This window comes from Laspinema palackyanum D2c (assembly GCF_025370875.1).
GTDB lineage: Bacteria > Cyanobacteriota > Cyanobacteriia > Cyanobacteriales > Laspinemataceae > Laspinema > Laspinema palackyanum.
Window position 1 is genome coordinate 172,807 of the sequence record NZ_JAMXFD010000006.1, and the last position, 15,372, is coordinate 188,178.

The 15,372-nt window shown below is 49.1% G+C and carries 12 protein-coding genes; 7 read left to right on the plus strand and 5 right to left on the minus strand.

Annotated elements, in window-relative coordinates:
• Positions 1–79: 79 nt before the first annotated feature.
• The 3 genes from NG795_RS10255 (at position 80) to NG795_RS10265 (ending at position 4,894) form a co-directional block, all read left to right on the plus strand.
• Entirely contained in the window at positions 80–1,522 is a 1,443-nt protein-coding gene (locus NG795_RS10255) for a tetratricopeptide repeat protein (RefSeq protein WP_367288569.1), read from the plus strand.
• Positions 1,523–1,961: 439 nt separating this feature from the next.
• Positions 1,962–3,173, plus strand: a complete 1,212-nt coding sequence (locus NG795_RS10260) for a DUF481 domain-containing protein (protein ID WP_367288570.1) — start codon at positions 1,962–1,964, stop codon at positions 3,171–3,173.
• Positions 3,174–3,604: 431 nt separating this feature from the next.
• A complete protein-coding gene (locus NG795_RS10265; RefSeq protein ID WP_367288571.1) occupies positions 3,605–4,894 on the plus strand; it encodes an FAD-dependent hydroxylase in 1,290 nt (429 codons plus the stop codon).
• A 130-nt stretch (positions 4,895–5,024) separates the two neighbouring features.
• Here the strand turns inward: NG795_RS10265 and NG795_RS10270 are convergent, their stop codons facing one another.
• Positions 5,025–6,875 carry a peptidoglycan DD-metalloendopeptidase family protein gene (locus NG795_RS10270; RefSeq protein ID WP_367288572.1) on the minus strand — a complete coding sequence of 617 codons (1,851 nt, stop codon included), beginning with the start codon at positions 6,873–6,875 and terminating at the stop codon, positions 5,025–5,027.
• An 843-nt stretch (positions 6,876–7,718) separates the two neighbouring features.
• Here NG795_RS10270 and NG795_RS10275 point away from each other — a divergent pair.
• Entirely contained in the window at positions 7,719–9,482 is a 1,764-nt protein-coding gene (locus NG795_RS10275; RefSeq protein WP_367288573.1) for a mechanosensitive ion channel family protein, read from the plus strand.
• Between the two features lie 46 nt (positions 9,483–9,528).
• Here the strand turns inward: NG795_RS10275 and NG795_RS10280 are convergent, their stop codons facing one another.
• Positions 9,529–10,236 carry a cyclase family protein gene (locus NG795_RS10280; RefSeq protein WP_367288574.1) on the minus strand — a complete coding sequence of 236 codons (708 nt, stop codon included), beginning with the start codon at positions 10,234–10,236 and terminating at the stop codon, positions 9,529–9,531.
• A 158-nt stretch (positions 10,237–10,394) separates the two neighbouring features.
• Here NG795_RS10280 and NG795_RS10285 point away from each other — a divergent pair, with 158 nt between their 5' ends.
• Positions 10,395–10,796 carry a hypothetical protein gene (locus NG795_RS10285; protein ID WP_367288575.1) on the plus strand — a complete coding sequence of 134 codons (402 nt, stop codon included), beginning with the start codon at positions 10,395–10,397 and terminating at the stop codon, positions 10,794–10,796.
• Positions 10,797–11,036: 240 nt separating this feature from the next.
• Here NG795_RS10285 and NG795_RS10290 read toward each other — a convergent pair whose 3' ends face one another.
• Positions 11,037–12,095: a DUF2157 domain-containing protein gene (locus NG795_RS10290; RefSeq protein ID WP_367288576.1), complete on the minus strand. Its 1,059-nt coding sequence runs from the start codon at positions 12,093–12,095 to the stop codon at positions 11,037–11,039.
• A 266-nt stretch (positions 12,096–12,361) separates the two neighbouring features.
• Here NG795_RS10290 and NG795_RS10295 point away from each other — a divergent pair, with 266 nt between their 5' ends.
• Positions 12,362–13,276, plus strand: coding sequence for an SH3 domain-containing protein (locus NG795_RS10295; RefSeq protein ID WP_367288577.1), 915 nt, complete (start codon positions 12,362–12,364; stop codon positions 13,274–13,276).
• 32 nt (positions 13,277–13,308) lie between these two features.
• Here NG795_RS10295 and NG795_RS10300 read toward each other — a convergent pair whose 3' ends face one another.
• A complete protein-coding gene (locus NG795_RS10300) occupies positions 13,309–13,515 on the minus strand; it encodes a hypothetical protein (RefSeq protein WP_367288578.1) in 207 nt (68 codons plus the stop codon).
• 60 nt (positions 13,516–13,575) lie between these two features.
• On the opposite strand from NG795_RS10300, the gene NG795_RS10305 reads away from it, so the two are divergent.
• A complete protein-coding gene (locus NG795_RS10305) occupies positions 13,576–14,229 on the plus strand; it encodes an SH3 domain-containing protein (protein WP_367288579.1) in 654 nt (217 codons plus the stop codon).
• 95 nt (positions 14,230–14,324) lie between these two features.
• Here the strand turns inward: NG795_RS10305 and rtcA are convergent, their stop codons facing one another.
• Complete coding sequence (gene rtcA / locus NG795_RS10310) at positions 14,325–15,347, minus strand: RNA 3'-terminal phosphate cyclase (protein WP_367288580.1); 1,023 nt, start codon at positions 15,345–15,347, stop codon at positions 14,325–14,327.
• Positions 15,348–15,372 lie beyond the last annotated feature (25 nt).

Genomic DNA, 15,372 nt, shown 5'->3' on the forward strand with positions numbered 1-15,372 from the left:
ATTGCCATTGGCTCATTAAGGCCGTATAATGCCCCCAGACTACTTTCTATGAATCCTGCTGAATTTTGGAGTTTTGCGAATGTTCAATTCCCCTGATGACAGAACTGAATCGGCGTTCAAATCAGGACTTATCCGCTATGGGACAGCACTGGCGGCGATCGAGGAATCCGGACCCAATTCACCCACTTTAGAGCAAGTCTTGGAGGTGATGAGCGCTCGGGATGCTCTCAGTACAATTGGTAACCCAGGAGTTGAAGTCGCTGGGGAAAGTCTGGTCAAACTCCTCGACTTAGATGAGCGCCTGAAAGCACAAGCTTCGGCGATCGCCTCCGATGATAAACTTGAGAAGTCTCGCCCCACTTTCAACCCACCAGAAAGTAATTGGTGGTGGTTTTTGAGCGTTCCCAAAGAAACCCCAAACTGGAAACGATTTGATTGGATATGGGATTCATTGACTGCCGGTGCATTGGTCTTAGCTGGTAGCTTTATGATTAATACGTTTCAGGCATTTTCTAGCGGAGGGTTAGGAGTGTCAGAAGCCTTTGGCAGCATCGCCCAAGTTGCTGGATTAGGTGCCCTGAGTAAAGGTGTACTCACTACAGATGGCAAGACAAAAGTAAAAGCCTTCCTATTTAAACTTAACATTCCTGAACCGTTTCACAATCCGGCCATATTTATGGCATCGGGAATGCTAACTGTAGGCAGTTATGGGGTAAATAACTCTTTACCCTACATCGGCAGTATTTACTATGAGCAAGGGATTGATCATTATGAAGAGGGGGACTTAAATAAAGCTCACAACAAATATCTAAATGCCAGCAAACTTGATCCCGAAAATATAGAGGTTAAAGTTGCGTTAGGTGTAATTTATGAATCTCTGGGTTCACTTGATTTGGCATTAGAACAGTACAAACAGGGAATTCAGTATGGAGATGCCCAAGCTTTTAATAATGCGGGGCGGACCTACATCCAGAAATTTAATCCAGGAACGCCTCAAAATGAGTACAAGATTGCCGAATCATTACTGCTTCTAGGATTGCAACGGGTTGACCCCCAAGAAACAAATCTCCAATATCAACTCCATAAAAACTTGGGTTGGTCTCTGTTAAAACAACAAGAATATGACCGAGCCGAACAAGAGTTAAAAGAGGCGATAGAATTTGATGATCAGATTTTAAATTCTCAGGTAGGTGGGGGAATGGCCTACTGTATGCTGGCGGAAGTTTATCAACAACAGAAGCGCAGGGCTGAAGCATTGGAACAGTGGCAATTCTGTGCCGAGTATGCCCGTCCTGAAACCTTGTATGAATACAAATGGTTTTTAGAGATCGGACAAAAAAATCTGGCGCAACAAATCGATACGAGTTCGGTTGTGGCGACTCCCCATCACGTCGAGTCCTCAGAGCAGGGAAACACTAACCTGAATGTGGAAGAATTAATTCAGATGCCTCCTCAGGTCATTGAAGGGGAGGAAGCCTCTGACTATTCCCCTGAATCTAGCCCAGAGAATCCAGGAGAATAGTCGGTATTAATTGACATCTTGCAGCAGTGGCGACACCCGGCGGGGGTTTAAACGATTGGGGGCCTCATAGCTAAAGTAAGTCTTATCCCGTGGTGTTTTCAGTCGGTTTCAACCGACTTTAGCTGTTAGGCGGGGGATTTATCCCCCGCCGGTTGTTGCTGGAGTAAAATCTACGGAATTATCACCAGAAAATTGACCTAAAACTCCCCAGGTTAGTCAGTTGATCCCCTGTAAATTATCAGTGTAACTTTCTCTCAATTAAACCGAAGTGCAAGGACACCCTTCAATCATTAAAGTACCCAAGTTGAATATTTTAAGCACCAGAGTAGTAATCGGAGTTTTTCTGGCTAATTTAACCTGGATTTCTCCTGGGCGATCGCAACCTCCCATTGTTTCTTTCTCTTCACCCAGAGACTCAAGAATCAATGAAACTTATAATTTGACCCAATTCGAGGAAAAGCCAGGGGGTCAAATTACTGAGAAACTTTTAGCTCAATTTCCAGTATTTGCTCAACAAATTGACAGATTTACAGAGTCAAACCAGCAGATTTTAGAAGAAGCCTTAGAGGTCATTAATACCCTAGAAGAACCGGAAACCAAGGCCCGATTATTAATTGAAATTGCCCTAAACTATGGGGCGATCGGCCAGGAAGAACGGGCCCAAACTCTCTTGGCTGATGCCTTAAGCGCCGCCAATGATATCGAAGCCGACTCGGTGCGGGTTCGGGCCAAAATTGCGATCGCCAGAGCCTATTTTCAACTGGGACAAGCCTCAACCGCTGCGGACTTGCTCTCGGACGCATTAGCAACAGCAAATCGCCTAGATGACCCCGGGGTAAAATCCAGCTTATTAGCCGAGATTGCCCTCACCTACAACGCGATCGGACTCGGCGATCGCTCCCTCGCTATTTTATCCGAAAGTCGTGACATTGCCCGGGGCACTCAATCGACAGAACCCCTCGCCCTCTTTCCCTTTGAACCCACCGGGTGGGAAGGTCAAGTGGGACTGGGTGCTTCCTTCTTTTCCGGGGACAAAATCACCAGTGAAACCACCTTTAACTTCGCACTGGAACGCCAATGGCCGACGGATGAAGTAGATTTCCGAATCAGCTTCACCAATGACTATGATGATAGTCGAGTTTCTCCGGAAAACGATAATCAAATCAAAGGTCAAATTGATGCCGAATATCGCCATCATGCCACGGAACGCTATCAATATTTTATCAGTTCCTTAGTCCGTCGGGATGAACCCGATGGGATTGATATTCGGACCAATTTATATACCGGGCCAGGGATTAACATCTGGCGCGCCGGTCCCGATCGCTCCTTTGATATGCAGTTGGGTCTAGGCATTCGTTACGAAGAATCCAACCGCCGCCGGGATGATTTGGATTTTCCCGTGGCTCAGTATCGGATGCGCTATAAAGATCTGTACTTTGATTTTCTCACCTTGCGTCAATTTCTAACCTTTGAGCTGCCCTTTGATGATGTGGAAGACTATTACATGGAATCTTCGACTACTTTAGGAATTCCTCTTCTTCAAGGATGGTCTTTTAATAACAACTTGATTTTGAGATACGCTAATAACCCATCTTTAGATAATCCCAATTTACGGGTTGATTTTGTCACAGGAATTGAGTATCAATTTTAGGAAAAAATGAGGAGATGGGGAGAGGTTCAACCTCCCGACTTCAGTCGTTCTCCTCTTTTGTTTGTAGTAACGACTTCAGTCGTTTCCGCGTGACGAAAGCGGCAGCTTTCGTCACGCCCATTGGAGGCAAAGCATCCAGTCCCTCAACCAGGCGCTTAAGCCGCAAGAAGCCCCTGTCATGGCTGAAGCCATGACAGGGGAGGGTCTGTAACTTCCCCAGTCCCCATACAACCGCAGAGTGCGTGACGAAAGCTGACGCTTTCGTCACGCGGAAACGACTGAAGTCGTTACTACAAACAGGGGAAGAAACGACAGAAGTCCCAATCCTCCCCATCTACCCCATCTCCCCCATCTAGCCTGAAATTGCGATTTGCGGCACAATGATAAGGAATAGGACCTATCTTTATGTGTTTTGAGAAACCTCGATAACCATGCCCTTACAGCAGCTTACTCGCGAAACACCTGTTACTTGCGGATCGGAATCGGCTTTTGATTATGATGTTGCGATCGCCGGTGGTGGAATTGCTGGGACAACTTTAGCCGCCTCTTTAAAAGATTCCGGTTTAAAAGTTGTGCTAATTGAGGCATTGCCTCCGTCGGTTGCCTCATCCCGAAATCAAGTCTATGCTCTGTCCCTGTTATCCGGACAAATTTTCCAGGCGGTGGGGGTGTGGGAGCGGATTTTACCGAAAATTACCCCATTTAATCAAATTAGTCTCTCCGATTCTGGACAAGAAGGGGTGCGCTTTCAACCGGGTGATTTAGGTCGAGAAACCCTCGGTTATGTGGGGGAACATCAGGTATTACTCACGGCGTTGCAGGATTTTCTCACCGATTGTGCCAATGTGACTTGGAACTGTCCATCGGAGGTTTTGGGAGTGGAGTACCAATTCGATGGCGTGGTGCTAGAAGTTCGCTCAAGGGTTGAGGAAAACCCCGAAACCCAACGAATTCGCACCCGGGTGTTAATTGCTGCTGATGGGTCGCGATCGCGGATTCGCGAAGCAGCAGGCATCAAAACTCGCGGTTGGAAATATTGGCAATCCTGTATTACAGTCCAAGTTAAACCGGAAAAACCTCACGGCAATATTGCTTACGAACGATTTTGGCCCAGCGGACCCTTTGCCATTTTACCCCTAACTGAAAATCGCTGTAATATTGTCTGGACTGCACCCCACGCAGAAGCCAAAGCCTTAGCTGCCTTGGATGAAGCCGAATTTTTATTGGAACTCCAGAAACGGTATGGCGAACAAATGGGACGAGTCCAACCGATTAGCGATCGCCGGGTGTTTTCCGTGCAACTCATGCAAAGCAGTCGCTATGTGCAACCGCGCCTTGCTTTAATTGGAGATGCGGCCCATTGTTGTCATCCGGTGGGGGGACAAGGACAAAATTTGGGGATTCGGGATGCAGCGGCGATCGCGGAAATTCTCACCCAAGCGCATCACCGGGGGGAAGATATCGGTTCCCTGGCAGTCCTCAAACGATATGAACGCTGGCGAAAACTAGAAAATCTGACCATTTTAGGCTTTACAGATCTTCTCGATCGCCTGTTTTCTAATCAATTCTTACCGGCAGTTATCCTCCGTCATCTCGGATTATGGGGATTGCGAACCCTGCCTCCAGTCAAGCAATTGGCCCTGCGATTAATGACAGGACAACTGGGACGACATCCTGAAACCGTGAAAGCGTTATCTGTCCTCTCCCGTTCATCCGGGTGATGAGTCATGGGTCATTGGTCATTTGTGATTGGTCATGGGTCATTGGTTGTTGCTAGGGGTGTTGGTCCTGAGTATTCAACAATTCAAAGGACAAAGGACCAATGACAAATGACAAATGACCCATGACAAATCACCGAGAATAGACCGCTTGTCCCACCGTAGAATCGACCCGCAGCTTCTGGCGATCGCCAGGAAGATAGGCTAACGGATCCGCCGCATCGGTACCCGGAGGATAGAGTTCAAAATGTAAGTGAGGACCCGTACTATTACCTGTACTGCCCATTTCCGCAATCAGTTGACCTTGAATCACCGACTGACCGGCGCTGACCAAAATGCGATGATTGTGAGCGTAGCGAGTGAGACTGCCATCGGGATGCTCAATTTCCACTAAGTTTCCATATCCACCAGAATTCCAGCCAGCAAAGGTGACGATGCCAGTTCCTGCCGCCATAATCGGTGTGCCAATCGGTCCAGCAATATCAATTCCTTTGTGCATTCGTCCCCAACGCATTCCGAACCCGGAGGTAAAGACGCCTCTGGCGGGCCACATATAGCCTTGAAAGAGTTCGCCCGGTTCTGGAAGGTAGGAACCGGCTGCTGCTAGGGGGGGCAGTTCGGGGACCAGAGAGGGAGTCGATTGAATTCTGCCGCGTAAGGTTTCTAAACGGAGGCTGATGCTATCTTCCAGGGGGTCTGGGGAGGCTTCCGAGAGAGTGGGGGTGACGGGACGAGGGGGTAACAAGGCGCTGAGGCTTTCGGAGGGGCGGGAGTGCCCTTCCCAAGTGGGTTGAAAGCGATCGCCCTGGATCACCGTCTCCTCACTAGGAACCGCTTGGGAGTCGAGATCCTCGAAGGGTTCGAGATCCCCTGCGGTCATTACAAATCCTTCCCCTCCAATCCCCCAACGATTACTGGGTGGGGAGAATCGGGACTCGACTGCGGGGCGATCGCTCTGATGGAAGTTGTCCAGGGATTCATCCGGATTCTCAGGAGTTTCCGGGGATTGAGGAAACAGGGGGACCACGCTTTCTGCTGGGAACGCGGGAAAAAGTGATGCAGTTATTTCTGGACTTTCCCCGGTGGGGGTTACAGATTGAGACCTAGAAACCGTAGGAAGCTCGTTTCCGGAGGATTCTGCCTCAACGATCGCCAGGGCCTGGTAAATAAAAGCGGCGACTTCCCCACGGGTGGCGATGCGATCGGGATTGGAAAACCAGTCATTTGGGATTGTCCCTCCATAAAGACGCCGATGCTGTTCCAGTTTCTCTAACAGGAGAATCGCCGCGGCTAGGGGTTCTTGTGCATCGGCGGGAATCGATGCCGAGGAAGAAAAATAAGTGTCTACATTTCCCAGGATGTCCCTGGGGGGTTTTAAGTTTAAGCCATTAACTAGGGCGATTAACACTTGCAATCGGGGGATCGGTTGGTTGGGTTCAAACCCTTGGTTTGGATCTCCTCCCATCCATCCTCTGAACGATGCGACGGCGATCGCAGTTTCCGCCCAATCGTCCCCCGGAACCTCTGCACTCAACGGCTCATCCTCCGAGAGATAGCGGCCCTGGAAGGCTCGTTGCAGCACTGCCGCAAATTGGGCCTGAGTCATCGCTGCATCGGGTTGAAAACTGCCATCGGGGAAGCCGAGAATAATACCCTGTGCTTGCAGCACTTCAATAAATTCTTTGGCCCAGTGACCTTCTAGGTCGGTTAATGGCTTTTGATGCTCCCCAGAGGCCCACAAAGTCGGAGCACTCGGATTGAAGTCATTTAGACTGGGATCCAGCATTTTGTCCCGATCGCCAGGGATAACCACAGCATAGTGCTGTAATGCATCCTCGCCAGGGTGGTGAGGGTCGTGGACTTCGTTACTAGCTGGGGATGCCAGTGCTGGGGACCTTCCACCGGGACTGACACTGGCCTCTTGGGTTAAATCCGCTGTAACAATAACCGCTAAAGTGCCAATTGCAAGCTGTTGAATGTTCATTGTTCGCCTCCTGAGTCGGACAAAGCGTTAAATTCAGACCCAATCTGGGCATAAAAAAGCCCCCAGATCGTCCCCTGATAGGGTTCGTCATTGGGAAACGCCTTTCTTGAAAGTCGTACCCTTCAGGTGGTCAGGTCCTCTTCTGTGAACAACCGCCAGGGGTCTAGCAGAAATCACCTCGCTCACCTAAATGATGGTTATCTCTTGGCAATCCATCCTGCCCATCCCGTGTTTCTACGGAATTTCCTGATCACCTCAGGTTAATCCCTGAAGAATATTGCAATCTAAATGCCGTTCTAGGGAACCGAAATTTCGCAGAACGGGTCTTCTGGCAACATTCCCTCTGGGATGGGAAATGCAGGCGCTCGCCCGATCAAACCGGGTACTTATTCAAGCTCTATACTCAGATTCCAACCCCCAATCCGTACAGTTTTGTAAATTAATTTTCCGGAAAATCATTTTCGGGGACTTTTTTGCGGTGAACTTTCCCGAATTCAGAAATCTTAAGAATTAATTAAACTGCACTTTTATTAAAAAAAAATCATTGCACCTTCACCAGAATAAAAAAGTAGCAGGTCACCGAAGGAATCGGCTATTTTTTCCCAAAACAAGGGTCGCGCCAAGGGTGGAGCGACCCCTTTAGTCCCAAAATATTTGTAGCAACAATAAAGGTGACATAGACTCCGAGTTTTATGGGATATCCTCCTGGCCTGTCTCAACTTTAAAATACAAAAAACGAGAGGATAACCGCGTCTGTTTTCCTCTAGGGAATGGCAAAATAAGGACAATTAAAATCGACTGTCGATGTCGGGTGAGTCCAAAATCAAGCCATTGAGCTTCGTCGTGAAACCAAGAAGAACCGCTAATCCCTCTCGAATTGGGAACTTTAAACCCCAGATCGGGGCAACCCTCATCACTTTGCTGGCCCTCATCGGACTCCTGTCCCTAACGCCGATGCCTAGGGCTGGAGCCACCGTAAACCCTTCACATCTAAAGTGGGTTGCGCCAGTGGGACAGTCCCAGGAGGCGATCGCCAGGGCACAACCTGAGCCCTACATCGCCCAATTCCGCTCGGAATGGCTCAATCAGGAACTCCAACAAGCACAAGCTGCCGTTAGCTTGGATGGGAGACGCCTTTTCTTTGTCACTCGTGCGGGGGAATATCCCGCCGATGTTCGCGCCAACGTGATTGAAAATCAGCTCCAATCCGTTGCAGATTCGGCCATGCCCTTTGAGCTAGAGGTGCGCGAAACGAATCAACTGCCCGCCATTTACCTCAACGATCGCCTCTTAGTCACCGTCACTGCCGGGGATACGGAGGATAACTTCACCCCCCAAGCGCAAGCTGAAGTTTGGATGCGGGATATTCAAGAGGCCCTAGAACAAGCCCGAAGAGAACGCCAGGGTCGATTTATCCAGCGATCGCTGATTCACGCCATTGCCATTATCATCGCCATCTTGGTCCTGAATCGCGGATTAACCCAAATGTGGCGACGGTATCGCCAACCCTTGCGCGATCGCTTCAGAGGCACAAACTCCGAGGGAGAAACGGACAACTCCATCGGTGCAATGGATTTATTATTCACCCTCCTCGGGACACTCTTCCGCATCGTCTTGGCAGTGGGGACCCTTCTTTATATTGCCAACCTCTTCCCCTTAACCCGACAATGGAGCTACCAGATCACCACCGTCCTGGTCACCTCCTTTACCACCCCCATTATCACCCTGACGGAACGCTCTTACAGCGTCATCGATCTGCTAATCATCACAGGGATGCTAATTGGGGTAGTCGCCATCTCAGGCATGGCAACCAATGCCTTGCGATCGCGGGTTTTGCGTCTGGCGGGACTGAATCGGGGTGCAGAAGAAGCCATCTCCATCGTCACCAAATACTCCCTGATCATCATCGGCAGCGTCGTCCTCCTGCAACTCTGGGGACTAGATATCACCTCCCTCACCATCGTTGCTAGTGCCCTAGGTGTAGGGATTGGTTTCGGGTTTCAAGATATCGCCAAAAACTTTGGCAGTGGCATCGTTCTCGTTTTTGAGCGTCGCATTCAAATCGGGGATTTTGTCGAAGTCGGTCAATATGTCGGGACCATTGAGCGCATTGGGGGTCGCAGTACCACCATCCAAACCTTAGACCGGATTTTTATTATTGTGCCGAATTCCAAGTTTTTGGAAACCGAGGTGATTAACTGGTCCCACCGCAACCCGGTCTCTCGATTGCATCTGCCCGTTGGCGTCGCCTATACTTCTGATGTCCGCCAGGTCGAAAATGCCCTGTTAGATGCTGCCAAAGGACATCCCGATGTCTTGCTGGTTCCCCCACCCCGGGTTCTTTTCAAAGGGTTTGGCAGCAGTTCTTTAGATTTTGAACTGCTTATATGGATCTCGGAACCCAGTCAGCAGTTTGGGATTAAAAGCGATTTGTATTTCCGGATTTTCTCCTTGCTGCACCATATCGGGGTAGAAATTCCCTTTGCTCAACGAGATTTGCACGTTCGATCCGGAACTTTGCCGGTGCAACTTTCCCCGGAATTGGAACAGGCATTATTGAAATGGCTCGATCGCAATGGACATGGCAACCCGGGGGAGAGGTTGTGAACCCGTCGGCACTCTGTCCCACTCCACCGGAGAACCCTGGCTATTTTCACGGCAAAAATGCCAACACTGTGGCGGGAGAACCGGAACCCTGGACCAACTGCAACGGCGCGATCGCCAAGGTTGTTCCCGTGGGTGGCAACTGGTTCAAGTTTGTGAGATTTTCCAGGACAATGCGTGGTTGTTCCAATACTTGCCGGTTGGTGGCAAAGGTCAAATCTTGTCCCCCATCGACCCCATGCGTATCAATTCCCACGCCGCCAATCTGACGGTGATCGAGCAAAAATTGGGTGGTTTCTGGGGCAAAACCAGGAAAGTGCTGCTGGTTGATAAAAGCATCGGGGTCGGACCACTTGTGCTGCCAGCCGGTATATAATAAGACTACCGTCCCAGCAGAGATTTCCCCTTGTTCGGCTTCCCAGGCCAATACATCAGCGCAAGTTAGAGTATAATCTGGATTCTCATCGGCCATTTGACAGATATTGATCACAACGGCTTTGACAATTAAGGACTCGGCAGAATAAGTCTCAATTCCTACTCCTTCGGGATAAAAACTATTGGGTGCATTCAGATGGGTGGCGCTATGTTCTCCCATCGCAAAGCGGCGTAAATAATAGCCATCGGTAGATAAGGTGGCGATCGCCTCGAACTCAACAGGAGGATCTCCCGGCCATTGGGGGATATTGGAGGCGATCGGGTGACTCAGATGAATCACCTGGGAATAATTAATTGTTTTAGGAGAAAATGGCGGCTTCATGGCGATGAATGAGGGTTAAATATTTTCGCTGATCATAAACCCTCAGCAAAAATTTTAAGAGAGTAACCGGATCGAGGGTGAGTGTTCGAGATAGAGTGACGAGCGATCGCGATCGCCAAAGTCAACGCTGACCATTAAATGGACCAAAAATGGAGTTTATGCAAATCTCGACTTGGGTTACAGAACAATATGCAGAAACCTACTTGCTGACTTGGTTGCTCAGTCAGGGGGAATTGTGGTGGTGCGAGGGAGAAGTTTACCAAGCGACCGTTTTGACCGATGGCGATCGCCTCCAAGCCTTCGTCCAAAATAGCGAAGAGGATGAACTGATTAAACAAGTCGCTCAAAACTTGACAGAAAAAGCAAGCTGGGATAGAATCGCTAATTCATTAAACCGGATTTTCCAAATTTATCGACAAGAATTGATGCACCTCCCAGTGCTTCGTTATCAACAAGAGGCGAAACTGGAAAAACACTCGAAAAACGGCCAAAAACCGGCCTTACTCCAACCGGAATTTATTAATCCCTACGCGGATAGTTTAACCGGATTAAATGATTAAGAAACTGGGCTTAAACTTCCTGGCGAGCTGCGGAGGAAATCACCGTGTTATTCCTCCGACTTAATTCCCGGACCCGGCTGTTCTCCAAAACATCTCAGGACTGACGAATTTTGGAGAGAGAACCTCTATATCTGTAGGGGCATTCAAGCCAATGGGCCTACAGATATAGAGATAATGAATAAGTTTTTTACTCCATTCTTTCACCCTAAAACGGGGAATTTTCATGAGTTTAAGACCCCGTTATGAACGCCGACGAGGTAAAATGTCTCGAATACTCATCGGCAAATTGCCCACTATCAATCGCTCGATCGCCTCCTCATTGCGCTGATATTGAATCCCGGCATAAATCACCAACAGTCCCAACACCATTAAAGTTAAGGGAAACAACAAAGACCCCTGAAACGTTCGATAGGATAAATCATATAATAGCAAGGAAATCCCTAGGCTTCCAAATACGATAAAAACCCGTCGGTGCAACAAAACTGACAACAAAATTAAGCCGAGATTAATGAACAAATAAATAAGAGGGTTACCGGAGAAAGCCAGTCCCATGAAGGTCATACTAAACCAAAACGACATCAACCCAAATAAATAAAGCCAAAAGGCATAATCTTCTTCAATGCGGCTGGTTTTTACATCCACCCAGTAGGCCACCATCAAACAAATCAATCCAAACCAGAAAAATACCCAATAGTCTTGGTAGGACCACCAGGTTTCCCCGGTAGTATAAAAAACACTGACAGCAGTGAGATGAATAGATAAAAATCCAAAAGCCAAGGCAATTGGAGCTGTTAAAAAAGGAAATTTTATAAATTTTATTGCAATCAATCCCACCAAAATAGTAGCTAACTCCATCAGAATAAAAATGCTTTTTTCCTGAATAAAATAGGTATAAGGAGCATCGTAAAGATAGGGAATCGGCCATGATTCTATCTGACTTACCAGGCCAAACACAGCCAGGGGAGTCATGCAGACTGCAATAGTAAACAGGAGTCCGCCCGGTATTTTTAAATTTTGCTTAAACCACAGAGTGTTCCCGGCAAGGACAAACAAAAAAGCGTAAAAGCAAGCTAAGAATAACAAACCCTTGCCCCCAAACTCCTCCCAAGCTAAAGTCATAAACCAACTCATTCCTGACAGCACAATGAATGCTCCAAAATAGTAGGCAACATTGGCGAAATTAAACTGGGGGCGGTTACTCGTCCGCTTTTGGAGTGCATTCCAGAGGGATTCTCCTTGTTCTGGGGAGAGAATTCCTTCCAAGACTGCCCAATCGATGTCCTTTTTAACAATCTTCATAAAACCTGTCAAAGAATAGGGTAGATAGGTGGATGATAGCATCGAGTGCTAAAAAGCCCTCTGAATCGGATGAGATAGCAAGATTGTCCTTGGAATAGGGTGGAAAGTTCTGACACCCTAGCTGAAAATTACTCAAGAGTGGAAACATTATCCGGCCAAAAGCGATCGCTCTAAAGTTGGGAACTCACCGCCAACACAGGTCTCCGTTTGTGGCGATCGCTCCCTAAAATTAAAATAAAGTTTCGCAAGGGTAAAGAAGGATAGTGATGAAACCGTTTAAAAATCGGACCATTCTAGGGGTAGGACTGGGCCTCTGGGCGATCGCCTCCACGGGATTCAACATCCCCGCCACCACCGCGCAATCCCCCTTACAACTGGCGCAGGCAACAGGCACCCTCTGTCGGCAAGTCACCGAACAACAGGGACTGGCGATCCGTTCCCAACCCAACCCCAACTCGGCTGCGATCGGAGGCGTCGATTTTAATGGCACCCTCACCCTCGCCGAAGGTGCTCGCCAGATTCCCGGTCCCGATGGTCGAGTTTGGTTTGAAATCATAGCACCCGTGCGGGGGTACGTTTCTAACGGCGAACCCGGAAGTTCGGGCAATTTTGTCCCCTGTACCGGAACTGCCACCCCTTTCCCCAACCAAACCCCCTCTCCCAACCTCGGTACAACCTCCCTTTGCCGTCGAGTGGACCCCAATCTGGCCCCCCAAGGCATCACTGTTCATGCCGATGCCAACCGATTTGCTACCAATCGCGGTGGATTAGCACCGGGAGCACAGGTTTTACTCGCACCGAATGCTCAGTATCTGCCGGATCAAAATCGGGAACCCCGGACTTGGATTGAAATTTCCTCCCCAATCGTCGGGTATATCCCCACGGAAAGCTTAATCTACTGCAATGGAGGAGTTTCTGCGAATCCCCTCAATCCCACTCCCGTAACTGCCAATCTCTGCCGTGAAGTAGAAGGTCGAGAGGCACCGGATGGATTGGTCATTCGCGCTGAACCCACCAGTTCCGCCGCCTATCTAGGTGTCGTCCCCCCTAGAGCAAGGGTGACTCTCATCCCCAATTATCAAATCCTACGCGATCGCAACTCAGAAGCACGAGAGTGGGTACAAATTACGACCCCAGTATCGGGGTTTGTCTCTACAGATAGTTTAATTATGTGTCGATAGGGGAGATGGGGGAGATGGGGAGGATGGGAAATTCAGTCGTTCCTTCCCCCGTTTGTAGTAACGACTTCAGTCGTTTCCGGATCTTCATCACCCCGCCAAAAAAGATTACTTAATTTCCCCCAGAAGAATGAATTAATTGAGCCGAAATTCCCTATAAAATTAAACCATTTTTCCCTTGCCTGCTCCCCCAATTTCCCGATATAAATCTCGGTAAACTCTGATAAATTTTTCATTAACATCAGAATTTACCGCTAAAATTAAAGACTGAACCTGTTTGAATTGGAGACAAAAATTAACCCATGAAGTTGTTAAATCTGTGGACAATCCCGATCGCCCTCCTGAGTGTCATAACCAGCACTCTACCCAAGGCGATCGCCACCCCTCTGGCACAGGCAGAACCCCCCGATCTGTGCCGTCGCGTCACGGAACGCCGGGGTTTAGCGGTCCATCGGACCCCAGACCCCAGTCAAACCCAAATTGGCGGCGTAGACCCCAATGCCACGGTGACTTTAGCTGCTGATGCTGAACCCATTGTCGGTTCTGATGGTCGAATTTGGATTAAAATCACTGCACCTGTTGAAGGCTATATTTCCAATGGCCCCCCGAATAGTGGTGGCAATCTCGCCTACTGTTCCGGCAGTGCAGGACCCAGACCCTCTACACCCCCACGGACTTCTACGGCACCATCCCCAGTTGCGGAAACGCCTGAGATTCCCAATGGTCAGTTTTGCCGCCAAGTGAATGGACTGGTGACACCCCAGGGTCTGGCGATTCGTTCTGCTGTTTCTGGTCCTTCTCAGTATCTCGGAGGAGTTCCCGCCAATGGGCGAGTGCAATTGATTGAAGATTACGAATATATTCCCGATCCCGGGGGAATTCAACGCTCGTGGGTGGAGATAGAAGCTCCCATTAAAGGGTTTGTTTCTGTCAATAGTTTGATTCGCTGTTTTTAATAGATAATTATTGCCAAATTTCCATCTTATGCTATTTAACCAGGGTGCATTGTTTTAAGGGATTGAGTTAAGGGCAAATTTCCAAAAAAAGTCAGCTATTGCGGGAAAACTGAGACTAGATTTTGGTCTGGATTAATCTCTATTTTGGCCCGACCAAATTGTTCGATGACTCCGGCATTGGTGGTTAAATGTAAAGAAAGGGCTTGGGCATGATAATAGGTGTCAGATGTGGCTAAGGCTGCAGGTAATAATAATTGGTCCGCGAGATAGATATCAACAGCGGCACCACTGTGATGAAATTCCAACAAGGCATCACAGGCGCGATCGGCGACTTGATCCGAGGGCAATCCCTGTTTCCCTAATGCACTGAATCCAGCGGTGCTATTGCGATAGTCCGCCGTTAGAAATAGGCCCGCCCCGGGAGCAATTCCTTTTTCCCGGGTGGTTTGTACCTGAACTTTCATTTGGGCCTCGCGTAAGCGATTTTCGGCGCGGTTGGCCATGCGTTGGGGAATGTGAGAGGGGAGTTCAGTGACGGCAGCTAATCCTCTCACCTGTTGAAGTTTACCCCGGTCCTGGAGATTAAGTCCCGAGAGGGGCTGGCCCCCGGTCACCCGGAGTTGGATTTCGCCCCCACCTCGGGGATACCACCCCCACTTGACTAAGGTGACTTCGGCACAGACTCCCATGCGGGCGATCGCCGGTAAATAAACCTCCTGAATGTAGGGAAAAGCGGGACTAAAGGCCACATGGGTCCCCCCGCATAGGGTAATCCGGGATTCTCCTGGGGTGAGGGCTAAAGGGAGCAAAATCGTCTGTAAGACTAGACTCACGGACCCGGCAGTAGTCACATCAAACCGATAGTGACCCGGTTGAGGGGGGGATTGGGGAATAAATTCTAAATATTGAGAGCCCAGGGAGTCCCCGTAAACTTTGGCATTGCAGAGGGTCGCTGCGGCGCGGACCCCGGTGAGGTGTTGGGCGGCTAAACCGGGTTTAGGGCGTCCAGCACGAATGCGATCGAGGGTGAGGGGAGTCCCCGTGAGGGTCGCCAGACTCAGGGCAGTGCGGAGGACCTGACCCCCACCTTCTCCAAACGAGCCGTCAATATGAATCATAGATCAACTCCAGTTAATGATACGA